Below are 25,129 nucleotides of genomic sequence, written 5' to 3'. Positions count from 1 at the left end.
TTTTAGAACAAGACGGATTTTTTTATTGCTATTTTTGTTGCAACAAAACGAATACAAACACGTTTTGTATTAAACCGTTTATATGAAGCACTTTATTGTACTGTTCTTCTTTTTTACGCTTTCGCTTCAAGCGCAATTTCAAGTAAACGGAATTGTGAAAGATGCTTCAACCCAAAAACCACTTCCTTTTGCAAACATTATTTCAGAGGATGGTTCCAGCACCATTTCGGATGTGGACGGAAAATTCAGCATTGCATCGAAAAACAGTATAACAACCCTAACGGTTTCTTACATTGGATATGTTAATAAAATAATTCCCGTAACAAACGACCAACTATTTTATAAAGTAGCACTACTTCAAAAAACAGATCAACTCAACGAAGTTCTCGTTTCTAATGAAAACCCAGCATTAGCAATTATAAAAAAAACTATCCAAAATAAAGCGGAAAACAACCCGCAGGAAAAATTGAAAAGCTTTGAATACAAATCCTACAACAAACTCATTGTTACAGCCAATCCGGACTCTATTAATGGAATCATAGACTCAGTATTTGTAACCAATCAGTATGAAACTTATCTAAAAAAGCTGGATTCAACCGATTATAAATTCAAACAGCTCATCAAGAAACAGCATTTGTTTCAAACCGAGAAAGTATCCAAATACCAATTTGACGGCAAAAGATTAAAAGAGACCATTTTAGGTACAAAAATGGCTGGATTTAAACAACCTGTTTACGAAATCCTAACTTTTAACCTTCAGTCCTACTCTATTTATGATTCTAAATACGAGCTTTTTGAAACCAAATACAACAGCCCGATTGCCAATGATGCCTTAAAAGAGTACAACTACAAACTGCTGGACACTGTTACTATCGATGACCGTGAAGCCTATATGGTTTACTTTAAAAATAAAAAGGAAAAAAGAGTGGCTGGACTGGAAGGAATCTTGTACATTGATGAAAATAATTATGCTGTTGCAAAAGCGATTATGCGTATCAAAGGCATACTGGACATTAGCGGTATTCATGAATTTCAATACATCCCAGAGAAAAATTTATGGTTTCCAAAGGAAAAAAAATTCAAAATCGTAAAAGGAACCAATGATGACGACATCAAAATACTGGGAGGAACAATTCAATTTGACGGTGACATTGAAGAAGACTTAACGCCCAGAAAAAGAAACGAATCCGATTACATTTATCTGCTTTCTCAAACCACAAATTTTGACATACAATACACTACTCCTGTAGCAATCAGAAAACCAATAGTTCAAGTTGAAATTAAAGAAAATGCCATAAACAAACCCGAAAGCTTTTGGGTTGAATTCCGAAAAGACAGCCTAGACAGCCGCAGTGAGAGAACCTATTTATCGCTAGATAGTATTTCGATAAAGAAGCGAATTGAAAGCAGACTGAATTTAGCGCGTAAAGTTCTAACGGGATACCTTCCTCTCAAAATTTGGGACTTTGATTTGCGTAAAATACTAAGCTACAACAATTATGAAGGACTTCGATTGGGCATTGGAGGGATTACCAACAATGACTTTTCCAGAAAATACAGAATTGAAGGTTATACTGCTTATGGACTTCGCGATTACAACTTCAAATACAATATTGGAATTGGCGCCAGAGTCGATAAATTTTCTAACACTTGGATTGGGATAAGCTATACAGATGACCTTAGGGACATTGCAAGTACCGACTATGTTGTCGAAAAAAGAGCCTTCAAAATTTACGATCCTCGTGCGATAAATTTCAACACTTTTTACCGATACGAACAGTCTCGAATTGCTCTCGAATCCAAAATTATTCCAAAAACAGAAAGTGTTTTGGCACTAGCCAATACTTTTGTAACACCCCAATTCGATTATACTTACAACCTAAATGGCACTTCGTATCATACCTACACCATGACTACGGCGACACTTTCTTTAAAATGGAATCCATACAGTGATTACATGCAAACTCCAAACGGAAGAATTGAAGCCGAAAAACGGTTTCCAAAATTTACATTACAGCTTACTCAATCCCTTCCGAATGTTTTGGACAATGACTTTACATATACCAAAATTGATTTTAAAGCTGATTACCAAATCAAATATTTAGATGGTCAGAGAACTAATTTATTGCTTGAAGCCGGAAGTGCCTTCGGTGACATTCCGCTTCCTCAATTGTATAGCAACTCACCAAACAACCTCAACAAAGAGACCATTTTTAAGCGAATTACATTTGCGGGTAAAAACAGTTTTGAAACGATGTACTTCAATGAGTTTTTCTCCAGCGAATACCTATATTTTCAGTTCAAACATGGTTTTAACAGAATTCACATATTCAATAAGCTAAAGCCTTCTCTTGATTTTGTAACCCGAATGGCTTGGGGCTCAATGAAAAACCAGGAAAACCATATCGGACTTGACTTTAAAACCTTGAACAAAGGATTTTTTGAATCGGGTATTGAACTCAACAAAATCTTTAATGGTTTCGGACTTGGCGGTTATTACCGCTATGGGCCAAATCAGCTAAGCGATATCAAAGACAATATTGCCATAAAACTCACTTTTATTCTTGACTTGGGTATTTAACCTAAATCCCCATTCAAATTCCTTCTAAAAAAAGTCAAAATCAAATATTCAATTTTTTTGATTGACCGTCCACACCCAATAATCAAATCCAGTCTATTCAAAATAAAGAACTTACAAAAATTCAAAATGAAATTTTCAGCAATACACAAACGTGTAAGAAAAAGACTTTCTTATAACTAAAAAACACTTGTTTTTAAGTCTGAAAAGAACAAATTGATAGGTTGTCAATAAATTGGCATTAGATTTGTAACGACAAAAAGTGTATTATATCGACAAAATACATTTAAGTAGTAAAAAAGTAATCTTAAACTTATTTATTAAAAAAACGATTTTAAATAAAACAGAGGGTAAAAAAAATAAAAATGGACGAAAATATAAATAACGGACATTACCGTATTCCAACATTTCTAAACTCGACAACCAAAATTGTCGCCAGTACGGCAATATTATATTTCCTAATTTCCAAATTATCCTTATTTATATTCATTACCAAAATTAATATATTTCCTTTTTTTCCTGCAATTGGTTTTGCAATAACTGCAACTCTACTCTTGGGGCGAAAAGCTCTTCTTGGAGTGGGAATAGGCTGTTTTTTGTTTTCCATAAGTTTATTTAAAAATGATTTTCAAAATGCCACAACACTAGAAGAGCTTCTTAAACTATTGTTCTTATGTAGCATCAGAACAATTATAGCCATTCTAAATACATTTCTTGTTTCTTATTTGACGCAATTGTGGTGCAAAACTAAATATCCTTTTGACAACGAAAAAAATGTCATATTTTTTACTTTAGCCGGTTTAGCGGGAACTCTTATAAGTGTTAGCATTGGTTTTATTCCACTTGCATTGACTTCCTATTTCCCTTTGGATAATTGCATTTTAATTTTGAGCAACATGTCCAGGGGTAATGTTTTGGGTGCCATTATATTTACCCCATTCGCACTTTCATGGTTACATGACACGAAAGAATTCACTGGATGGTCAGCAGTAAAAAAAATGGAAGCCTTTATTCTATTTGTTTTCACTCTATTTACAACCATATTTATTTTTGAAACACGTGCCAACAACGAATCCATTCTTTTCTTTTTTCTGATATGGGCGGCCTGTCGTTTTGGGATGAAAACTATCACTCTAGTCGCCTTAATCATTACTATTATAGCCATATATTGTACTGGCCATCAGATGGGTGGATTTATTTTTAGCGATTGGAATAAAGATTTTTTCATGTTACAATTGTTCCTATTTGTAAATATGATCTCCATCCTTTTTTTGAAAGCTGTATTACAGGGAAGAGAAAGGCAGGAAAAAAAATTAAAAAGTAGCGAACACGAATTGGGTCTGGAGAAAAATATCCTCAAGGCAACCATCGAAAGCCCAAAAGAAGTCAGCATTTTTTCTCTGGATTACAACTTAAACTATATAAGTTTCAATTCGAGCCATGCAGATTATATGAAAAAAGCTCAAGGAGCCGATATAAAAATTGGAAACAATCATGTCGAATTATTTTCAAACGTTGATCTAAAAGAAGAAATCAACACAATACTTCTACACGTATTGAAAGGAAACAATTCTTCTGTCGAGGTAAAAAATGAACTAGGAGAATATCTAAACATTGCTAGATCTCCTATCAAAAACAATGAAGGCAAAATCATTGGAATAACTACCATTATCACCAATATTACCGAATTGAAATTAAAAGAAATACAACTAGAAAAAAACAACTTTTCTCTTAATGAGCGCATTAAAGAGCTCACTTGCCTATTCGACATTTCAAAAATCATTAGCAACAAAGCACTTTCCAAATCCGAAAAGATCCAGGCCTGTGTTCAAATTATTCCAAAAGCATTACAATATTCCGAAATAGCCAATTGCCGAATTCAAATATGTGAGGAAGAATTCTTTTCTGACAATTATCAGCAAAACGATTGGACTCTCAAACAAAAGATTTCAATAAATGGGGAGGAATACGGCTTTATCGAAATTGGTTATTATAATGGAAAAGACTTGAAACAAGAAACTATCTTTTTAGAAGAAGAAGTTAAATTATTGGAAGCATTATCAGATATTCTTTCCAGATCTATGGAAAGAAAATTGGCTCAAGAAAAACTCCTAAAAAGCGAAGAAACCTATCGCGTTTTGTTTGATAACGTTCAGGATGTCTTTTTCAAAACTTCAATAATAACAGGAGAGATATTGGATGTCAGTCCATCTTGCAGCACTTTTAATGGAATAACAAGAGAAGAACTAATAGGTCAAAACATGTCAATTATTTATTCCGATAGAAATCAAATGCAATTGATGTTTCAAAAAATAATAACGGAACAAAAAGTTATTGACCATAATAATCAAATAACAATAAAAGGAAAGCCTTTTCATGTATCAATCAACGCCAAAGTTATTTTAGATTCAAATGGAGAACCAGAATTTGCAGTAGGCTCGTTAAGGGACATTACCGAACGAAGATTGATCGAGGAAAATCTAAAAATAAGCGAAGAGAAATTTCGCTCTATTTTTGAGAACATGCAGGACGTGTATTATTTGCAAACCCTCGAAGGCACACTAATAGACATAAGCCCTTCTGTTGAAAAACACTTTCAGGTAAAAAGAGAAGATGTTATTGGAATGTGTGCAAAAGATTTCTACTATGATCCCGCCAGATATGAAGAACTTATAGTAAAAATCCTTAAAGACGGCTTTTTAAATGACCAAGAAGTACAGTTCTTGACGGCATCTGGAGAAACATTATATTTTTCAGTCAATTCAAAATTAATAAATGACGGCAACGGCAATCCCACTCTTGTGGAAGGGACAATGCGTAATATCAATGAAAGAATCAACAATCAAAACAAATTGCTTGAAGCATCTGAAAAAATAAAACAAAGCGAAGAAGAATTCCGCTCAATATTTGAATCCTTTGAAGATTTATACTATCGAATTTCTTTAGATGGATATATCCAAAACGTCAGCCCGTCTGTGGAGAGAATACTAAATTACAAGAGAGAAGAAATCATCGATACCTATGCCACTAATTTGTATTTAAATCCGGAAGACCGTACCAAGGTAATTGAAGCTTTAATGAAAAAAGGGCATATTAATGATTTCGAAACCATTTTTAAGGACAAAAACAATAATCCTGTTCATTTCTCTATTAATGCACATTTGGTGTATGATTCCGAAGGCAATGCAATGTACACCGAAGGTACAATGAGGGATATCAGCCAAAGGAAAAAAAACGAATTGGAAATTGAAATGGCCAATCAGACCATCAAGGAAAATGAGAAAAAATACAGAACCATTTTCGAGAGTGTTCGTGATGTATTTTTTAGAGCTTCGGCCAAAGACCATAAAATAATAGACATCAGTCCGTCTTGTGCTTATTTTGAATTAAAACCAGAAGACATAATAGGAAAGTCAATTCAGGAATTTTATCACAATCCAGAAGATAGGCAAGCAGTTCTAAATGAGCTAATACAAAATGGTGAAATAAAAAATTACGATGTCAAATTTTTGCTAAATTCTAAAATTCACAACGTATCCATCAACTCTAAAATTGTATTTGATCAGAACAATGAACCGGAATTCCTAATTGGATCCTTCAGAGATGTTACTGCCCGTATCCAAGCGGAGGAAAAACTGAAGATAAGTGAAGCAAAATTCCGATCTATTTTTGAAAATTTTGAAGACGTTTATTTCAGGACGACGATGGATGGTACTGTTCTTGATGTCAGTCCTTCATTTGAAAAGCATTTTCTTAAACCTTGCTCGTTTGCATTAGACAATTCAGTTTTTGATTTTTATTATGACAAACAAGACAGAGAATCATTATTTAAAAAGCTAAAAGAAGAAGGGCAAGTTAGAGATTGTGATATCCGATTTAGAGATGGAAATGAAAACATTGTGTTTTTCTCGGTAAATGCTCGTTTAATATATGATGAAAACGGAGAGCCAATTTACATTGAAAAATCAATGAGAAACGTTAACGACCGTGTAGCCTTTCAAAAGGAGATGATGACAAAAAACCGACAACTAGAATTTCAAAATACTGAATTAGAACAATTTGCCTACATAGCATCACACGATTTACAAGAGCCGTTAATCACCGTAATTCAATTCATACAGTTGCTAAAAGAAGAATTGGGCGAAAATCTGGATGCGGACCAAAAGCAATATTTACAATTCATAAACAGTTCAACATCTCGTATGCAGGTATTAGTCAAAGGACTATTGGACTACTCCAGAATTGGAAAGGAAAGGAAAACCAGCAGTGTTAATTGTAATGAGATCGTTGCCAATGTCCTTGAAGATATGAACGTTAGTCTAAAAGAAAGTAATGCCATTATCGAATATGAGAACCTGCCAATTATCGAAGGTAATACTACAGAAATGAGACAGCTTTTTCAAAATATAATCAGTAATGCCAATAAATTTAGAAAAAAAGACAAACAACCAAAAATAAAAATAGCGGCTGTAAAAGAGGAAAACAATTGGCTTTTTTCAATTGAAGACAATGGAATCGGGATTGAAGAACAAGACATGCATAAAGTATTCGTAATTTTTAAACGATTGAATAATCGTAGTGATTACCATGGAACCGGTATAGGATTATCACATTGCAAAAAAATCATAGAACACCATAGAGGGAAAATTTGGGTCGAATCGAAATTTAATCAAGGAAGTACCTTCAAATGGACATTCCCATTAGAACAAAACTAAAAATATATAAATCAAAAACCTTACAAAGCAAAAAATGGAAAATAAACTGAACTGTATCTTACTAGTTGATGATGATGTTGCCACTAACTTTATCAACAAAAAAATCATACAAAAAGCAGATATAATCGAGCATATACAAGTAGCTTTAAATGGCAAGGAAGCTCTAGAGTACCTATGTAATAAAGGGAAATTCGAATCTATCGAAAACCAATACCCTCAACCCCAATTGATATTATTGGACATTAATATGCCAGTTATGGATGGTTGGGAATTTATAGAGGCCTATCGAGATTTGGAAATAGAAAACAAAGAAAATATTGTTATTATAATGCTCAGTAGCTCCTTCAACCCTGCCGATAAAGCCAAAGCTGAATCCATACCGGAAATTTCGGAATTTAGACAAAAGCCCATGAGTAAAGAAGCACTACTTGAAATTATAGCTACAAATTTCCCAGAACAAGTTAAGGATACAGTTCTCTAGAATTGATTTTTAATTAATAGCTCAACAAATTTCAACCAAGAGAACTAGCCTGCTTTTAAACTGGTTAGGTTTTAATGAGCGGATACGAATTTCAATCCAATTATAGATGATATCAAAGTAAACAGGAAGAAAAGTCTCCAGAAAGTTGCCGGTTCTTTGAATACAAAAATACCAACAAGAACAGTTCCAACTGCTCCAATTCCTGTCCAAACTCCATAAGCAGTACCAATTGGCAAGGTTTGAGTCGCTTTGTACAATAGCGCCATACTTATAGAAAGCGCTATAAAAAAACCAATCATCCACAAAGTAGATGTCATACCGCTAGTTTCTTTGGCTTTGCCCAAACAAGTAGCAAAACCAACTTCAAAAAGACCTGCTATAATGAGTAAAATCCAGTTCATAATTATGGTTTTATAATCAATACTGAAGGCACACCGCTTAACCATGTACTGCGGGAATCCAACAAATCTTTCCAGCTGTCCAAGCTTACAATCATTAAATCCTGCTTCATCAAAAATTCATCGTAAAGAATAGATTCGTTATTTAGAAATACACTGTTTGGGAATTTTTGTTTTAAAGAACCGATAGCGCTTGCAATAACAAAATTAGATTCCATATGTCCTTTCATATCCAAAAAGGTAACCGAAGTATTATTGTTATAAATCAATTTTTGGGCATAATCAATCAAAAAGGAATCTTCAGGGCAATAAATGGGAACAAAAACCTGATTTACTTCTTTTAAATCTTTGTCAATCAAAACTCCCAATGGCATTTTAACTTTTAGAACAATCTGTCTGGTTCTTTCATCAAATGGAGAATTATCAAACAACCCTTCTTTTCCTGTAAATTTATCCAGCAATCTTTCGGGATTAATTATTCGGGAGGTAAAACCAATTACTTTGCCCAATAAGGTTCCCTCAAAGATAGATTTCCCTAAGCCAACCAGCAATAAATCATAATCTCCCTGATTTGCGATATCAATTATTTCTGATTCAACATCCAGTGTTGCCTTAAACATCGTTGTAATTTCCTGTTTCAATATTACAGCTTCTTTCACAATCGGACTAAAACTGCTTTTCTCTTTATCTTCCATGTTAAAGGAATGCATTTCATCGCTCAAAGACAAATGCAGTGCCGTAATACTGGTGGATTCATTTTGTTTTTTAACCAAACTGTGAGCTAAACGCAGCAAAGATTTTCCTTTTTCATTATTCCCAAAAGAAATCAAAACCCTATACTTGCTTTGATCAATTTCCTCTTCATGATCGGAAATATCGGTAGTTTTAAAAATATAATTAATTAAATCCAACGCTGGTCCTGTCATAAAAGTAGTAACCAATGCCATGATTACCATCATTGTAAAAACCTCGGTAGTAAGTACGCCAAGTGCTAGTCCAATATTCAAAACAATCAATTCCATCAACCCTCTGGTATTCATCAAGGCTCCGATGATGAGGCTATTTCTCCAACTTTGCCCAACGAATTTGGCAGCCAAAGCACTTCCGAAAAACTTACCCACTACAGCTACAAGAATAATAAAACCGGTTACTTTCCATAAGTACGGTTCGTTTATCAATCCAATTTCTGTTCGCAATCCTGTGAACACAAAGAACAAAGGAAGCAGCAGTATTACAGATACATCTTCAACTTTAGCAATAAATACTGTTCGGAATTTAGGAACATCAGGCATAATGGCACCCATCATAAAAGCGCCAAATAACGCATGAATACCTATCAATTCAGTAGCATAGGAAGATATAATTAACAGCAGAAAAAAGATAGCAACAACGGGTTTGCTCAAACTGTCCTTAGAACCATACAAGTCCCCAATTCTTTTTAGGAAAGGCTTTACCAAGTATATCATCAAGATTACATAAAGCGCAGCCAATGAAATGATATACATCGAACTTTCAAAAGTTCCTGCTTTTACAATGGCGATTACAACAGCCAATAAACACCAGGCCGTAATATCATCGGCAGCGGCACAGGTAATGGCAATAGCTCCCAATTTGGTTTTATGCATGCCTCTTTCCTGAACAATCCTTGCCAAAACTGGAAAGGCGGTAATACTCATGGCAATCCCCATAAACAAACTGAAAGAAAGAAACTTAACTCCCACTGGAGCAAAACGATCGTAAACAAAATAGGCCAGTCCAATTCCTAATGCAAACGGAATGACAATACTTGCATGACTAATAACAATCGCTTCTTTCGCTCTGTTTTTCAATACTTTGATATCGAGCTCCATACCAATTACAAACATAAAAAGTATCAGTCCGATCTGGCTTAAAAATTTTAGGTTTTCTAATGAATTGGCTGGAAAAAGAGCATGGAAAAAATCAGGAAAATAGAGTCCCAAAAGGGATGGGCCAAGTGCAATTCCAGCAATAATTTCACCAATTACTGATGGCTGTCCAATTTTTTTGAAAAACCATCCGAAAAGACGTGCAACAAGGATAATCATTATAATTTGTGCTAATAAAATAGCCAAAGGATCCTGCACATTATGAATCATTGAGGTTAGAAAATCGTTCCAGGAATCATTGCTTTCCAATGGTTGAACTATAGTCGCTTTGTCCTCCAGAAGCTTCCCTTTCTTTATAATCCAATACATTAAAGCGGTAAAACCACCTGTAACTCCTAAATAAAATAATGTGTTTCTGAACTTTCCCATACCTATAGCAATGCGCAAATTAATTTTTGAAAACAAAGATGAGAAAAACAAAGCTATTTATTATCAAACGAAGCTGAATAGTAATTAAAATTTAATGGTATCAATAGCATTCATTCAAAAAAACCAAAAATCAAATGCCTAAAAACCGAAATAACTGTATGGGTTTATGTAAATTTGCCCTTTAAAAATTTAAAATAAAACCCTCATAATTCCTATATCACAAATAGAAAAAAGGAAAAATGACGACACGTCCCGATAACTTTCGGAATCTATATAAAACAAATTATACCCTCGTATGAAAAAATCGTTCAGTCTAGGATTTTGGGAATTAATCGCCCGAATTGTTCTTAGAAATAAAATACTGATGTTATCTCTAATTGCACTGATTACGGTTCTTCTGGCACTGCAATGGAAAAACATCCATTTCACCCACACCGAAGCCAACCTACTCCCTGCCGACAATATTGTCAACATCCAATACAACGCTTTTCTGAATAAATTTGGCGAAGAGGGAAATCTCATTGTCATTGGCGTAAAAAACGACGCCATATTTACACCAAAAGTATATGCTTCCTGGGCAAAACTTATGAACACAATCAAATCAAACAAGGATGTCGATTTGGTTATTTCATTAAATGACCTGAAAAAACTGCAAAAAAATGAAGCTCAGGAAAAATTTGAACTGGTTCCCTTTATTGATCAAAGCAAAACTCTGGACAAAGAATATCTTCAAAAAATAAAGAACGAACTTTTTAACAAACTCCCTTTTTACGAAGGATTGCTTTTCAATAAAAGGTCGGGAAGCATTCGCTCTGCGGTTTATCTCGACAAGAAAATCGTAAACACTCCCGAAAGAAAATATTACGTTCTCAATAAACTAATTCCTGCCATAAAAGTATTCGAAAAAGAAACCGATATCAAGCTTCGCGTTTCTGGAATGCCATATATCAGGACGCTGAACGCACAAACCATTCTGAACGAGATTAGCCTTTTCATAGGTGCTGCATTATTTATCACCTCACTACTGTTCTTTTATTTTTTTAGAAGTTTTAGAGCGACAATGATTTCGCTGTTCATTGTAATCATCAGCGTGATGTGGTCTTTTGGAATTTTAGGATTGTTGGGATATGAAATTACGGTATTGACTGCCATGGTGCCAACCTTAATGATCGTTATCGGGATTCCAAACTGTATTTTCCTTACGAACAAATACCATCAGGAATACAAAACACATGGAAACAAGGCCAAGGCATTACAACGTGTAACAACCAAGGTGGGAATGGCAATGCTAATGACCAATGTGACCACAGCTATTGGATTTTTTACTTTCATCACCTCAAACAACAAACTGCTCATCGAGTTTGGAAACGTAACTTCTATCAATATTTTGATGTTGTTCATCCTTTGCATCATTACCATTCCAATTTTACACAGCTATGCACCCGCTCCTAAAGAAAGGCATTTAGAACATTTGGATCGAAATTCAATAAAGCGTTTTATGGATTGGATTCTAAGAAACGTAAAATACAACCGTTTCTCTATTTATGTAGTAGCCGTGAGCCTTTTGGTGATAAGTATTATTGGCATCTTTCAAATGCGCATTTCAGGAAGCTTGATTGAAGATATGCCTAAAAAAGAAGATTTCTTCAAGGACATTATTTTTTTCGAAAAAGAATTTGACGGCGTAATGCCTTTGGAAATAATGATTGATACCAAACGCAAAAAAGGGATCATGAAATTATCTACTTTGAAAAAAATGGAGGAACTTCAGAAAACAATTGAAGAAATTCCAGAACTTTCAAAACCGATTTCGATTGTCAATTTGATTAAATATTCAAAACAGGCTTATTACAATGGCAATCCCGATTATTACGAATTACCTACCTCACAGGAGCAATCTTTTATTTTGTCATATGCTAAGAATGCTACCCAAAATTCCAAAGATAATTTGATGAAAAGTTATGTTGATGCCACAGGACAAGTCGCTCGAATCACTACATTTATGCGTGACGAAAGCGGCAGCAGAATCCCCATCATTGAAGCTGAAATTCGCAGAAAAGCAGACATATTGTTCCCGCCCGATAAATATGATGTAATTATTACTGGGAAAGCATTGGTTTTTCAAAAAGGAACCGGATACTTACTTGACAATTTACTTTCTTCTCTTGTATTTGCCTTTTTCCTAACCGCCCTTTTGATTGCGTTTATGTTTCGTTCTTTCAAAATGGTATTGGTTTCGATCATACCAAATCTTTTGCCATTGCTCCTTACTGCAGGAATCATGGGCTTTTTGGACATACCGTTAAAACCTTCAACGATTTTGGTTTTCGGTATTGCTTTTGGGCTTTCGGTCGATGACACCGTTCGATTCTTGGCTCAATATCGAGAAGAACTAAGAAAAAACGATTGGAAAATAAAAAAATCCGTATACGCGACCTTCAGTGAGTCTGGGTTGAGCATGTTTTACACTTCGATTGTTTTGTTCTTCGGATTTTCGGTATTCATGCTTTCGAGCTTTGGTGGAACCATTGCCCTTGGAGGACTGATTTCATTGACTTTATTATTCGGAATGTTATCGAATTTGATGTTGCTTCCAGCATTGGTTTTAACATTAAACAAAACAATTGCCAACGAACAGGAATTTATCGAACCAAAACTTGAAATCCTGGAATTTTCAGATGAAGAAATAGACAGTTTTGAGAAAAAAACGAAATAAACTCTAAACTACCGCCCTAGCGATAGTTACAAGATAAAAATCAAGAACCGCAAAGTAACAAATTGTTATTTTGCGGTTTTTTAGTATTGGCTAGAAATATTTATGAAAGCACTTCATCATAAACTATCACTAAAAAACAATAAATTTCCTGCTTTGCATATGGTAATTTATAGAATTAATTACTGAATAATCATAAGCCAAAATGTGCTTAGAAACATTGTAAACAACTCAGCTATCCCAGAAAATAATTGTGACACATCTGCGTGCATTTTATAATGAAAAAAGCTGCCTAAAGACGGCAGCTTCCAAAAAGATAATTAAGTTATAATTTATAAAATTTCGATCATTCGTGGAGGTCTTGGTTTAGCCTCTTCACGTTTTGGAATAGACAATAATAAAAGTCCATTTTCATAACGAGCTATTATTTTATCCTCATCCACTACGTTTTTAGGCAATTCAAAACTTCTCTGGAATGATTGGTAGCTAAATTCTCTACGGCTATAATTTTCGTTCCCAGTTGTTTGTTCATTTTCTTTCACCGAAGAGATAGTTAATTGGTTCCCATCAAGTGTAATCTTGAAATCATTTTTATCCATACCTGGAGCGGCAACTTCGACTTCATAATTATCAGAAGTCTCTTTGATGTTAACTGAAGGCAGCGTGGTACTTGTTGTTGAATAATTATTATTTTCCCAATTGAAAAAATCACGGCCAAAGATATCATCAAAGAATAAACGATGTAAAGCTGGCGCTTGACCTACATTTCTTTTAATAAGATTCATAACTGTTTTACTTTTAAAATTGTTAAACAAATATTCTATTTATTCTAAACTTGCGCAAGTTATATACCGAAAAACAAAAAATATGCCATTAGAAAAAAATGACATTTTTTCAGAATCGGGTTGAAAAAATGTCATATCCCTAGGTAGCAAAACCATAAAATCAAACACTTAGACTTAAAAAATATTTTCATCTAAATACAAATTTAAATTAGACCAAACATTTATCATCGCCATCAACCCTTATCCAGCGAACATGACGCTTATCCCTAAAAAATAAAAGATCTGGAGAATAGCAAAAAATTGCTCCTTATTACACTATATCTCACAATGACAATTACAAACAAATGATTTATATTTGCATTTAGATTAAAACACCAATTTTTGTTTTGATCTAAAATTAAAATCTAAAATCAAAATGAGACACACAAAAGTTAAAGACTTACTAAACAGTACAACGACGTTACAGGAAATTAATGCAAAAGGTTGGGTTAGAACTTTTAGAAACAATCAGTTTATTGCTTTAAATGATGGTTCTACCATTAATAATATACAATGTGTTGTCGATTTTGAGAATACTCCTGATGAAACTTTAAAGAGAATAACAACCGGCGCTGCCGTTTCTGTAACCGGAAGTTTGGTAGAAAGCAAAGGTGCTGGACAGAAGTATGAAATTCAGGTAAACAAACTCGAAATCCTTGGCGACTCAGATGCCGAGAAATTCCCAATGCAACCAAAGAAACATTCGCTGGAATTCCTGCGTGAAAATGCACATTTAAGAGTTCGAACCAATGCTTTTGGCGCAATTATGCGTGTGCGTTCGGTTTTGTCTTACGCCGTTCATAGTTATTTTCAACAAAAAGGTTTTGTATACGTAAATACACCAATCATCACCGGAGCCGATGCAGAAGGTGCTGGCGAAATGTTCCAAGTGACTTCATTACCATTGGACAATTTGCCTAAAAATGAAGAAGGCAATATTGATTATAAAAAAGATTTCTTCGGAAAACACACAAACTTAACTGTTTCTGGACAATTGGAAGGAGAAACTTTTGCCATGGCTTTGGGTCAGATTTATACTTTTGGACCAACATTTAGAGCCGAAAACTCGAATACTTCTCGCCATTTGGCCGAATTTTGGATGATTGAACCGGAAGTAGCTTTCAATAATTTGGATGACAACATGGACTTGGCCGAAGATTTTATCCAATATGTAATTAAATACACCATAGAGAAATGTGCTGATGATTTAAAATTTCTTGAAGGAAGACTTCTCGAAGAAGAAAAATCAAAACCACAGGCTGAAAGAAGCGAAATGGCTCTCTTGGAAAAACTAAACTTTGTTCTGGAAAACAATTTCAAACGCGTTTCTTATACCGAAGCGATTGATATTTTAAGAGATTCTACTCCAAACAAAAAGAAAAAATTTCAATACATCATCAACGAATGGGGAGCTGATTTACAATCAGAACACGAACGTTATTTAGTAGAAAAACATTTTAAATGTCCGGTAATCTTGTTTGATTACCCTGCAAATATCAAAGCTTTCTATATGCGTTTGAACGAAGACGGAAAAACAGTTCGTGCTATGGATATTCTTTTCCCTGGAATTGGAGAAATTGTGGGAGGTTCTCAAAGAGAGGAACGTTTTGATGTTTTGGTCGAAAAAATGAAAGCCTTAGGAATCGACGAAGAAGAATTATGGTGGTACTTGGATACTAGAAGATTCGGTTCTGCGGTTCACTCTGGTTTCGGACTTGGATTCGAAAGATTGGTGCTTTTTGTAACTGGAATGACCAACATACGTGACGTAATTCCTTTCCCAAGAACGCCACAAAATGCTGAATTTTAAAAAAAGTTTAAAATGATTTAATTGTTTAACGTTTGTTTAAAATTATTTAAAAGTTTAATTGTTCAAAGTTGTCTAAATACAATGGCAAACAATTAAACCTTTAAACTCTTAAACCTTCAAACCCTTAAACATTTAAACCCTTAAACCTTTAAACAATATATAAATGCTAAAGCAATTTTTAAATTTAAAAATATCACAGAAATTATCTCCACAGCAAATCCAGTTGATGAAGTTAATTCAGTTGCCTACGCAAGCATTTGAACAACGTTTGTTGGAAGAAATGAATGAGAATCCTGCTTTGGAATCTGGAAAAGAGGACGACATTTATGAAAAGGACGAGTTCGACAACGAAGAATACGACGACTATGACGATTCGGAAGCAGACCGAGTTGAAGCCGAAGACATCAACATAGACGAATATTTAAACAGTGACGACACTCCCGATTACAAAACACAGGCTAACAATTACAGCGATGACGATGAAACCAAAGAAACGCCATTTGCTGCAGCAATAAGCTTCCATCAGGATCTCATCAATCAATTAAACACCTTCATCCTGAATGATGAAGAACGTGATATTGCCGAATTCTTGGTAGGAAGCATAGACGATACAGGATATATCCGAAGAAGCACTCCTGATTTGGTCGATGATATGGCGTTTACGCAAGGGATTTACACCTCCGAAAAGCAAGTGGAAAACATCCTGAATATTATTCACGAACTCGAACCCACAGGAGTTGGAGCGCGAGATTTGCAGGAATGTTTATTGTTACAGCTAAAACACAAAACTCCAACGGAATCCGTTGATTTAGCCACGGCGATTATTGAACAACAATTTGATGCTTTCGTGAGAAAGCATTATGATAAATTGATACAGAAATTCAATATTTCCAATGAGCAACTTAAAAATGCTATTCATGAAATAGAAAGGCTCAATCCAAAACCAGGAGGATCATTTTCAGGAAACAATAAAATTACCGAAAACGTAGTTCCTGATTTCACCATTCGCATTGTTGATGGGGATTTGGAACTTACCCTAAATGGCAGGAATGCCCCTTCCCTACACGTTTCCAAAGATTACCAGGAAATGATGCAGACTTACAAAGAATCAAAAGACAAATCGCATTCGCAAAAAGATGCCGTACAGTTTATAAAGCAAAAACTGGATTCTGCCAAATGGTTTATAGATGCAATCAAACAGCGTCAGGACACTTTGTACGTAACGATGAATGCCATTATGCATTATCAAAAAGACTATCTACTTGAAGGTGATGAAACAAAGCTAAAACCAATGATTTTGAAAGATATCGCCGATATGGTTGGGCTTGATATATCGACAATTTCAAGGGTAGCCAACAGTAAATATGTAGAAACTCCTTTTGGCACAAAACTGGTAAAAGAGTTCTTTTCGGAAGCGATGAAAAACGATCAGGGAGAAGAAGTCTCCACCATCGAAATCAAAAGAATTCTGCAAAATACCATTGAAGAAGAGGACAAAAAAAATCCGCTTCCAGATGATCTTTTGGCTGAAATTCTCAAAGAAAAAGGATATCCAATCGCCCGACGAACAATTGCAAAATACCGCGAACAGCTGGAAATTCCCGTTGCCCGCATGAGAAAGAAGCTATAAATATCGTTTTTAACTATAATATCCCTGTAATCTCTTTTTGAAATTGAAAAAGATACTCCCTATATTCTCCTATCTCTTCCACCCGCTTTTCACACCGATACAAGCCTGCTTTTTCTTTTTTTTATTCCATATTGAAGATTACAAAACCGAACAGATTAGTTCACTTTTTTTACAAATCTCGATCATTACCATCGTGACTCCGATGGCCTTGTATTATTTATTACGATTTACAGGCAAAGTAGACTCCATAATGATTGCCGATAGGGAACAACGCAAAATACCTTTAATCTTTCAGAGTTTTTTATTCATCTTATTACTAAGAAAAAGCATTCCGCTAGACTATTACCCTGAATTGCATTTTTTTTTCTTAGGCGCCTTATTTAGCACCCTATTTGCACTTGGATTATTATATGCCAAAACCAAGGCAAGTTTGCACATGCTCGCTATTTCAGCATTAACGGTATTTGTTTTCGGATTGAATATTCACTTGCAAACTGGAAACATCTTCTTAGTACCCTTTCTGCTGTTAATGAATGGTTTTGTAGCTTCATCACGTTTGGTCATGGAAGCTCACACTCCAAAAGAATTAATCATAGGATTGCTCTTGGGCAGTATTCCCCAGTTATTGTTCCTTTTTGTATGGCTATAAAATGTAAAAGACAACACCAATACTCAAAGCTTTCATCGTGATTGGCGCTGAATCAATTTGGGCAGACGATTTAAAAAAAGAATTCAAGGCATAATGAACTTGAAGATTAAAAGCACTGTAACCGATTGAAAGATACAATCCGTAAAGGAACTCTTCAAAATCTTTATTGTTTTTAATGACAACTCTTTGAACACCATCATCATAAACTGATTTATCCAGCAACAAATAACTGAATTTAACCCCTCCATAAATCCTAAAAAACTGATACTCTTGAGGAGTCGAATTACGCCACCTAAACTCAATAGGAATCTCTACCCGTAGTTGTTCGAATCTATTTTTATCAAAACTTACAGTAGACGGTATTACTTCATAAACAGGATTTTGGCTTGTTCCCATTATGGACATGTTTTGGAGATAGTTATTAAACGCAAAACCAACACCAGATGCTATTGCCCAAGTTCTTGCTTTGTTTATCGGCATATCCCTAAGAAATCCTGCAGAAAAACCAAACGATATTTTTTCCTGTGACACCCCCGACGGATTCTCCAAAAGCGAATTATAATTAAGACCCGCATAAAACTGATCTTCTCTATAAAGACTGTCAATCTTGACGTGCAAAGTATCTATTGAAAACGTATTCTCTTGAGAATATCCTCTGAAAAATGATAAAAAAAGAAAACAACCAAGAAATAATCGCATCATTGTTTTGTGAGTTAAATTGAAAGCTGTTTAATCCAAAGCCTTTTGTGACCTATTGTTAATAATCAATGTTACAAATATAAGATTTTGGGAGCTTGAAAGTACTTTTCAAAACAATTAAACTTTGAAACTAGGTAATTTCAAAAACTTTGTTCAAAATGTTAGGAAACTGTATCACATAATCAATGCAAAACTTATATTTTTACAAAACACTTGTTAAAAAACACACAAGACAAACATTTACAGCACTTTAAAAAATAGATAAAAATGCAAATAGGAATTATAGGACTTGGGAAAATGGGGTTTAATTTGGCTTTAAATCTAAACCGAAATCAATACGAAGTTATTGCTCACGATGTGAATTCTTCTTTCGTCCAGAATATCGCAAAAGAAGGGATAAAAACGGCAACTACTGTCGAAGAATTGTGCCAAAAGCTACAAAATAGAAAAGTAATCTGGCTAATGGTTCCTGCAGGGGAAATTGTCGATCAAGTAATCACTTCCCTACTTCCTTTTTTAAATAAAAATGACATTATCATTGATGGCGGAAACTCAAATTATAAAGATTCCAAAAGAAGATATGCCCAACTAAAAGAGCTTGGTTTTGACTTTCTGGATTGTGGTACTTCGGGCGGAACATCTGGAGCTTTAAATGGTGCCTGTACCATGATTGGTGGAGATACTGATGTTTTCGAATATGTATCCAATGTCTTTCAAGCAATTTCAGTTCCAAATGGATGGCTCTATACTGGAGAATCTGGCAGTGGGCATTTTACAAAAATGGTTCATAACGGAATAGAATACGGGATGATGCAATCTATAGCCGAAGGATTTGAAGTATTTGAACATTCTGAGTATGACATTAATTTTGAAAAAACGGCCAAACTTTTCAATCACGGTTCAGTGGTTCGTAGTTGGCTCATGGAACTTACAGAAAATGCCTTTTCTAAAGATCCAAAACTGGACAGCATAAAAGGCATTATGCATTCTTCAGGTGAAGGAAAATGGACCTTAGAAACCGCTTTAGACTTAGGTGTTCCCACTCCTGTAATTGCACTTTCAATAATGATGCGATACCGTTCTCAAATGCAGGATACTTTTTCCGGAAAAGTAGTGGCAGCACTCCGTAATGAATTCGGAGGCCACGCCGTTGAGAAAAACGAGTAAACTGAGTCGAATCATTCCATTTGAATTTTAATCTAAAAAGAAATACATGTCCATATTGATTTTAATTATAAGCATTGTATTATTACTGGTTCTGATTTCCGTAATCAAGCTCAATGCCTTTATAGCATTAATCATTACCGCTCTTTTTGTTGGAATTACAAAAAGAATGCCTTTCCTCGAAATCATAAATTCATTGCAACAAGGCATCGGCAGTACACTCGGCTCTTTAATTTTAATTCTAGCCTTAGGAGTTATTCTGGGTAATTTATTATCAAATAGTGGAGCGGCACAGCGGATAAGTTCCGTAATGACTAAGCTATTCGGTGCGAAACATATAAAATGGGCGATGGCTATAACTGGTTTTGCAGTTGGCATTTCCATGTTTTACAATGCTGGTTTTATCATTTTGATTCCAATGGTGTTTGCTGTCAGCACAAATACTAAACAACCGCTTATCTATTTGGGTATTGCTATGGCATCGGCACTGTCGATTACTCATGGATTTTTGCCTCCACATCCTGGACCAACAGCCATTGCAGTAATTTTTAAAGCCAATATTGGCAAAACCTTACTTTATGGATTAATAGTAGCGATTCCTGCTTTACTAATAGCTGGAATCTTATTCCCAGAATTCATCAAAAAAATTAGCGCCAATCCACCTAAGGGTTTATTCGAAAGTAAAACATTCCAAGAATCCGAGTTACCTTCCTTTGGCATAAGTATCGTTTCCGCATTGATTCCTATTTTGCTAATGGCTTTGGCGACCATAACCGAATTGACATTAGCCGAAAATAATTCTATCCGCATCATTCTTGGATATATCGGAAATCCAACAATAGCCTTGCTAATTGCTGTTCTATTTGTATTTGTGTTTTTGGGAATAAAGAGAGGTCAAAAAATGCAGGACATCATGGATAAATCAAGCACTGCACTTGCGTCGGTAACTATGATTATTTTAATTATCGCATCAGGAGGCGCTTTCAAACAAGTACTGATTGACAGTGGTATTGGAACAGATTTAGCTGTTTTTTTCGAAAAATCTACACTTTCGCCTTTAGTATTAGGATGGTTAATTGCTACAATTATTCGAATAGCAATAGGCTCGGCAACAGTTGCAGGACTAACAGCTGCAGGAATAGTTCAACCCTTGGTAGCGAGTTCAGGCATCAGTCCAGAATTGATGGTGCTTTCTATTGGAGCTGGAAGTCTAATGTGTTCCCATGTTAATGATACAGGGTTTTGGATGTTCAAAGAATATTTTGGCATTAGCCTAAAAGATACTTTTAAAACTTGGACTGTAATGGAAACGATTATAGGAATTATGGGATTGGCAGGTGTTTTAGTTCTAAATCAATTTATAACCGCATAAAATGAAAAAAACATACATAGGAATCGACATTGGCACAACAGCTACAAAAGCAGTTTGTTTTGACGCACACGGCAACGTATTACAGCAAATCACCAAAGAATACCCTATGTATCATCCTGCAGAAAATTGGAGCATTCAAAAACCAAATGAAATTTTAGATTCTGTTTTAACTTGTATTAAGGAAATCACAAAAAACATACAACCCGAATTCATTAGTTTCAGTGCTGCAATGCAAAGTATTCTTGTCATAAATGAAGAAGGTTCCCCAATAAGTGATGCCTTACTTTGGGCAGACAACAGAGCCAATTCAATTGCTACAGCATTAAAGGAGTCTGAACTTGGGTCTCTTTTTTATCAAAAAACAGGTATTCCTATTCATCCTTTTTCTCCGATGACAAAATTGGCTTGGCTCAAAGAAAATGATCCCAATTTATATCAGAAAGCATTTAAATTCATCAGTCTCAAAGAATACATTTGGCATCAGCTAACAGGAGAATATGTAACCGATTCATCAATGGCTTCGGGCACTGGAATAATGAACATCCATACTTTACAATGGGACGAAACTATTCTTAATTATTTAAATATAAAGGAAAACCAACTTTCTGAGATTGTTCCACCAACCCACAAATGCAAAGGAATTAATGATGGTTTTTTATACATACTAGGAGGCGGAGATGGTCCATTGGCAAACCTCGGAACTGGCTCAATGGAAAAAAATCGGATTGCTTTATCCATAGGAACCAGTGGAGCTGTTAGAATTCCCATTGAACAACCTTACATTGATTCAGAAATGCGAACACAATGTTATCATTTAATAGACAATCAATACTTAAAATTGGGTGCGGTAAATAATGGCGCCATCATTTTGCAATGGCTAAAAGAATCGCTTTTAAAAACAAATGAATCGTACGAAACCCTTTTAGAACAAGCAAAAGAAATTCCAGCAGGTTCTGATGGTTTACTTTTTGTTCCGTATTTACTTGGAGAGAGAGCTCCAATTTGGGATGCAGAGGCACAGGGAACTTTACTGGGTATCAAAATTACCCATCATAAAGCTCATTTTATCAGAGCGACACTCGAAGGCATTCTTTTTGGATTATTCAGTGTTGTTGAAATTTTACTTCCAGATCCCAAAATAAGAAAAGAAACGAGTGTGATGGTCAGCGGTGGTTTTGGCAAAAGTGAATTATGGTTACAAATGGTAGCCGACATTTTCCAAATGAAGGTAGTTGTTTCCGAAACCATTGAGGGAGCAGCTTGGGGAGCTGTTTTAATTGGTTTTAAAGCCATTGAAAATGCAAATTCTTTCGAGAACAAAACAGAAACAGCTTTTTATCCCAACCCAAATCATACATTGGTTTATAAAAAAGCATTTGACAAATTCAAAAAGGTTTATCCTTTGTTAAAAGACATATAGAGTAAAAAATCATAAACTAAAAAAGCGTTGTATCAATTTGACACAACGCTTTTTTTCTGCAGAGAGGAAGGGATTCGAACCCTCGATACAGTTACCCATATACTAGCTTTCCAGGCTAGCTCCTTCAACCACTCGGACACCTCTCTATTATTTTGGTGTGCAAAGAACATTAAAAAAAATGAATTTTGAAAGTAAAAAAATCAATATTATTGCATTTCTCCCCTTAATGAAGTTTCGAATACATTTTTGAAGTCTGACGAAGCTATATTTTGCCCCAATAAATACATTAATTTAGTAATTGCAGCTTCTGTAGTAATATCTTTTCCCGAAATAATTCCCAGTTTTTTCATAGTGGTACTCGTTTCATAATGCCCCATGCTCACACTGCCTATCGAACATTGCGTAACATTTACAATATGTAAACCTCTATTTATTGCATTTTGCAAAAGCGTCAAAAACCAATCTTCCGTAGGTGCATTTCCTGCGCCGTAAGTTTCGAGTACAATCCCTTTTAAACTCTGAATATTCAAAATTGCAGAGAGTACTGTTTCACTTATTCCCGGAAACATTTTGATGATCGCTACATTATTATCCAAATGCATGTGAACTTTTAAAGAAACTCCATCATTTGAAGGCAAAAACAATTCCGAATTTATTTTTAAATGAACTCCGGACTCGACCAAAAAAGGATAATTAGGGGAAATAAATGCCCTAAAATGTTCAGCATTTATCTTGACAGTTCTATTTCCACGGTATAATTTATATTCGAAATAAAGACAAACTTCTTTGATTAATGGTTTGCCATTTTCCTGTAAAGAAGCAATTTGAATTGCTGTGATTAAATTTTCTTTGGCATCGGTTCTCAAATCCCCAATAGGTAATTGCGAGCCGGTGAAAATGATAGGTTTTGCAAGATTTTCGAGCATAAAACTCAATGCCGAAGCCGAATAAGACATAGTATCCGAACCGTGAAGCACCACAAAACCATCAAAATTGGGATAGTTATTCTCAATAGTACGAGCAATTTCTGCCCAGTGCTCAGGGTTCATGTTAGAAGAATCAATAGGATTTTCAAACGAAAAAGTATCTATCTCACAATCCAGTAATTTTAATTCGGGAATATTATGGAGAAGTTTACTAAAATTGAAAGCCTTAAGTGCTCCCGTTTCAAAATCCTTTCTCATACCGATCGTTCCACCGGTATAAATCAAAAGAATTTTAGGATTAGAGTTCATCGACATATTTCAATTTATTGACAACTGGATTCGCGTACATGTCCAAAAACCCTTGTTTGGCAACTGGATGTTCGTGATCAATTCTCATTTCCAAGCGACGCTCAAAAAGCAATTTTTCATTTTCGGTATACAAATGAGCAAATCGATTCGAGCAGTTCAAAATATCGTAAGCAATAAAATTGGTAGTCCACAATTTGTAATTGCTCAAAATGGAATCATCAATTACTTGAGCCAATGCTTGTACTTGCTTGTTTGTAGTATCTACATTTTTAATGATTTCATCGATTTCAGTATCGAGAACATCTCCTATATGTATGTGAATTCTTTTCTTTTGCCCAATGATTCCACTTAACAAAGTCTTGAAATCTTCGTTTTTCTCTTTCTTATAAATCTCATTATTTGCTTCTGCCAATAACTGCGGCATTTTTAGAGCATCTGTTGGGTCATACTCGTAAGAAATAGAAACCGGAACAATTTTAATTTTCTTAAAATAATCCATTATGTTAGGCTCATCAGACCCCATGGCAATCATTTTCAAAACCCCAGGATTCGTTTCATCATTTCCGTCTTTGGTTCTTCCTTCGCGTTGCGCAATCCAAACCGAACGATTTTCATGCAACAACAACTGAGCCATATATTCAGACAGCAATTTGGAACTCACCAACAATTCCCTTGGTGATAATCCACGCTGTACTAAAAAATTCCTATTTAATTTGGCTAATATTCTTAAAAACGTTTTTTTAACTAAATTATCACCAATAGCAGATGAAGTCATATCCAGCCCGTGCTCAAAGAGAGAAGCATTCAACAAAGTTGTATCCAAAACGATATCTCTATGATTTGAAATAAAAAGATAAGAAGTGTTTTTTTCTAACTTTTCAAAACCGGATGTGGTTAAACCCTCTGAGCTTTTCTCCAATACCTGTTGCACTCCATAATAAATAAAGTTGCATTGAAAATCACGAATAGAATGAGTTTTACGAAGCTGTTCTTTCCAAATTTCATCGTCTTGTCCCGGAAAACAAAAGTTCATTAAAGCTTTCATCATGGGATGATCAATAACTTTTATTATTCCTTCGTTTATTTCGGAATCATAAAAAGACCGAATCGCATCAAATTTATTCATTTTGGTTTTCAATTTAGTTGGACAAAAGAACAAAAAAAA

General features: G+C 34.9%; 16 protein-coding genes and 1 tRNA gene. 10 read left to right on the top strand and 7 right to left on the bottom strand.

Annotated elements, in window-relative coordinates:
• The first annotated feature begins 82 nt into the window (after window positions 1-82).
• The 3 genes from B0E44_RS17165 to B0E44_RS17155 all read left to right on the top strand — a co-directional run bounded on the left by B0E44_RS17165 (window position 83) and on the right by B0E44_RS17155 (window position 7,774).
• The gene (locus tag B0E44_RS17165; protein WP_077378115.1) at window positions 83-2,581 is read left to right on the top strand and encodes a DUF5686 family protein; all 2,499 of its coding nucleotides are present in this window, start codon (window positions 83-85) and stop codon (window positions 2,579-2,581) included.
• Window positions 2,582-2,943: 362 nt separating this feature from the next.
• Window positions 2,944-7,293 (top strand): PAS domain S-box protein, encoded by a 4,350-nt coding sequence (locus B0E44_RS17160; protein WP_077378112.1) that lies wholly within the window; start codon window positions 2,944-2,946, stop codon window positions 7,291-7,293.
• A gap of 34 nt (window positions 7,294-7,327) precedes the next feature.
• Window positions 7,328-7,774 (top strand): response regulator, encoded by a 447-nt coding sequence (locus B0E44_RS17155; protein ID WP_077378108.1) that lies wholly within the window; start codon window positions 7,328-7,330, stop codon window positions 7,772-7,774.
• A 71-nt stretch (window positions 7,775-7,845) separates the two neighbouring features.
• Here B0E44_RS17155 and B0E44_RS17150 read toward each other — a convergent pair whose 3' ends face one another.
• Together B0E44_RS17150 and B0E44_RS17145 are read right to left on the bottom strand one after the other, a co-directional pair.
• On the bottom strand, window positions 7,846-8,175 hold the full coding sequence (locus B0E44_RS17150; protein ID WP_077378105.1) for a multidrug efflux SMR transporter: 330 nt from the start codon (window positions 8,173-8,175) through the stop codon (window positions 7,846-7,848).
• Between the two features lie 2 nt (window positions 8,176-8,177).
• Window positions 8,178-10,448 carry a cation:proton antiporter gene (locus B0E44_RS17145; RefSeq protein ID WP_077378102.1) on the bottom strand — a complete coding sequence of 757 codons (2,271 nt, stop codon included), beginning with the start codon at window positions 10,446-10,448 and terminating at the stop codon, window positions 8,178-8,180.
• A gap of 295 nt (window positions 10,449-10,743) precedes the next feature.
• Between B0E44_RS17145 and B0E44_RS17140 the strand changes: the two genes are divergently transcribed.
• Window positions 10,744-13,164, top strand: a complete 2,421-nt coding sequence (locus B0E44_RS17140; protein WP_077378100.1) for an RND family transporter — start codon at window positions 10,744-10,746, stop codon at window positions 13,162-13,164.
• A gap of 329 nt (window positions 13,165-13,493) precedes the next feature.
• On the opposite strand, the gene B0E44_RS17135 is transcribed toward B0E44_RS17140, so the two are convergent.
• Entirely contained in the window at window positions 13,494-13,946 is a 453-nt protein-coding gene (locus B0E44_RS17135; protein ID WP_077378097.1) for an Hsp20/alpha crystallin family protein, read from the bottom strand.
• A gap of 415 nt (window positions 13,947-14,361) precedes the next feature.
• On the opposite strand from B0E44_RS17135, the gene asnS reads away from it, so the two are divergent.
• From asnS to B0E44_RS17120, 3 genes are all read left to right on the top strand, one after another.
• Window positions 14,362-15,795, top strand: a complete 1,434-nt coding sequence (gene asnS, locus B0E44_RS17130; RefSeq protein WP_077378093.1) for an asparagine--tRNA ligase — start codon at window positions 14,362-14,364, stop codon at window positions 15,793-15,795.
• A 163-nt stretch (window positions 15,796-15,958) separates the two neighbouring features.
• The gene (rpoN, locus tag B0E44_RS17125) at window positions 15,959-17,425 is read left to right on the top strand and encodes an RNA polymerase factor sigma-54 (RefSeq protein ID WP_077378090.1); all 1,467 of its coding nucleotides are present in this window, start codon (window positions 15,959-15,961) and stop codon (window positions 17,423-17,425) included.
• 43 nt (window positions 17,426-17,468) lie between these two features.
• Window positions 17,469-18,074: a hypothetical protein gene (locus B0E44_RS17120; protein ID WP_165688823.1), complete on the top strand. Its 606-nt coding sequence runs from the start codon at window positions 17,469-17,471 to the stop codon at window positions 18,072-18,074.
• Here the strand turns inward: B0E44_RS17120 and B0E44_RS17115 are convergent.
• Window positions 18,069-18,776 carry a porin family protein gene (locus B0E44_RS17115; protein ID WP_077378087.1) on the bottom strand — a complete coding sequence of 236 codons (708 nt, stop codon included), beginning with the start codon at window positions 18,774-18,776 and terminating at the stop codon, window positions 18,069-18,071. The genes B0E44_RS17120 and B0E44_RS17115 overlap by 6 nt on opposite strands.
• Window positions 18,777-19,040: 264 nt before the next feature.
• Between B0E44_RS17115 and gnd the strand changes: the two genes are divergently transcribed.
• Genes gnd through B0E44_RS17100 form a run of 3 tightly spaced genes read left to right on the top strand, consistent with a single transcriptional unit; the run spans window position 19,041 to window position 22,729 of the window.
• Window positions 19,041-19,940, top strand: coding sequence for a phosphogluconate dehydrogenase (NAD(+)-dependent, decarboxylating) (gene gnd, locus B0E44_RS17110; RefSeq protein WP_077378085.1), 900 nt, complete (start codon window positions 19,041-19,043; stop codon window positions 19,938-19,940).
• A 46-nt stretch (window positions 19,941-19,986) separates the two neighbouring features.
• A complete protein-coding gene (locus tag B0E44_RS17105; protein ID WP_077378082.1) occupies window positions 19,987-21,309 on the top strand; it encodes a gluconate:H+ symporter in 1,323 nt (440 codons plus the stop codon).
• Between the two features lies 1 nt (window position 21,310).
• Window positions 21,311-22,729 carry a gluconokinase gene (locus B0E44_RS17100; RefSeq protein WP_077378079.1) on the top strand — a complete coding sequence of 473 codons (1,419 nt, stop codon included), beginning with the start codon at window positions 21,311-21,313 and terminating at the stop codon, window positions 22,727-22,729.
• A gap of 59 nt (window positions 22,730-22,788) precedes the next feature.
• Here the strand turns inward: B0E44_RS17100 and B0E44_RS17095 are convergent.
• The 3 genes from B0E44_RS17095 to B0E44_RS17085 form a co-directional block, all read right to left on the bottom strand.
• A tRNA-Ser gene (locus B0E44_RS17095) sits at window positions 22,789-22,875 on the bottom strand.
• Between the two features lie 60 nt (window positions 22,876-22,935).
• Window positions 22,936-23,964, bottom strand: coding sequence for an asparaginase (locus B0E44_RS17090; protein WP_077378076.1), 1,029 nt, complete (start codon window positions 23,962-23,964; stop codon window positions 22,936-22,938).
• Window positions 23,954-25,090: a 1-acyl-sn-glycerol-3-phosphate acyltransferase gene (locus B0E44_RS17085; protein ID WP_077378073.1), complete on the bottom strand. Its 1,137-nt coding sequence runs from the start codon at window positions 25,088-25,090 to the stop codon at window positions 23,954-23,956. Before B0E44_RS17085 ends, B0E44_RS17090 begins: the two co-directional genes overlap by 11 nt.
• Window positions 25,091-25,129 lie beyond the last annotated feature (39 nt).

Origin of the sequence: Flavobacterium sp. A45 (assembly GCF_002001005.1) — a bacterium.
In the GTDB taxonomy this organism is placed as follows: Bacteria; Bacteroidota; Bacteroidia; order Flavobacteriales; family Flavobacteriaceae; genus Flavobacterium.
This window is presented reverse-complemented; position numbering and strand designations above follow the sequence as displayed.

What these genes read in the sequence shown, in the direction of transcription:
- B0E44_RS17165 (WP_077378115.1), top strand. Translation starts at nt 83, where the DNA reads ATGAAGCACTTTATTGTACTGTTCTTCTTTTTTACGCTTTCGCTTCAA.
- B0E44_RS17085 (WP_077378073.1), bottom strand. Translation starts at nt 25,090, where the DNA reads ATGAATAAATTTGATGCGATTCGGTCTTTTTATGATTCCGAAATAAAC.
- B0E44_RS17160 (WP_077378112.1), top strand. Translation starts at nt 2,944, where the DNA reads ATGGACGAAAATATAAATAACGGACATTACCGTATTCCAACATTTCTA.
- B0E44_RS17155 (WP_077378108.1), top strand. Translation starts at nt 7,328, where the DNA reads ATGGAAAATAAACTGAACTGTATCTTACTAGTTGATGATGATGTTGCC.
- B0E44_RS17115 (WP_077378087.1), bottom strand. Translation starts at nt 18,776, where the DNA reads ATGATGCGATTATTTCTTGGTTGTTTTCTTTTTTTATCATTTTTCAGA.
- gnd (WP_077378085.1), top strand. Translation starts at nt 19,041, where the DNA reads ATGCAAATAGGAATTATAGGACTTGGGAAAATGGGGTTTAATTTGGCT.
- asnS (WP_077378093.1), top strand. Translation starts at nt 14,362, where the DNA reads ATGAGACACACAAAAGTTAAAGACTTACTAAACAGTACAACGACGTTA.
- B0E44_RS17145 (WP_077378102.1), bottom strand. Translation starts at nt 10,448, where the DNA reads ATGGGAAAGTTCAGAAACACATTATTTTATTTAGGAGTTACAGGTGGT.
- rpoN (WP_077378090.1), top strand. Translation starts at nt 15,959, where the DNA reads ATGCTAAAGCAATTTTTAAATTTAAAAATATCACAGAAATTATCTCCA.
- B0E44_RS17105 (WP_077378082.1), top strand. Translation starts at nt 19,987, where the DNA reads ATGTCCATATTGATTTTAATTATAAGCATTGTATTATTACTGGTTCTG.
- B0E44_RS17140 (WP_077378100.1), top strand. Translation starts at nt 10,744, where the DNA reads ATGAAAAAATCGTTCAGTCTAGGATTTTGGGAATTAATCGCCCGAATT.
- B0E44_RS17150 (WP_077378105.1), bottom strand. Translation starts at nt 8,175, where the DNA reads ATGAACTGGATTTTACTCATTATAGCAGGTCTTTTTGAAGTTGGTTTT.
- B0E44_RS17090 (WP_077378076.1), bottom strand. Translation starts at nt 23,964, where the DNA reads ATGAACTCTAATCCTAAAATTCTTTTGATTTATACCGGTGGAACGATC.
- B0E44_RS17135 (WP_077378097.1), bottom strand. Translation starts at nt 13,946, where the DNA reads ATGAATCTTATTAAAAGAAATGTAGGTCAAGCGCCAGCTTTACATCGT.
- B0E44_RS17100 (WP_077378079.1), top strand. Translation starts at nt 21,311, where the DNA reads ATGAAAAAAACATACATAGGAATCGACATTGGCACAACAGCTACAAAA.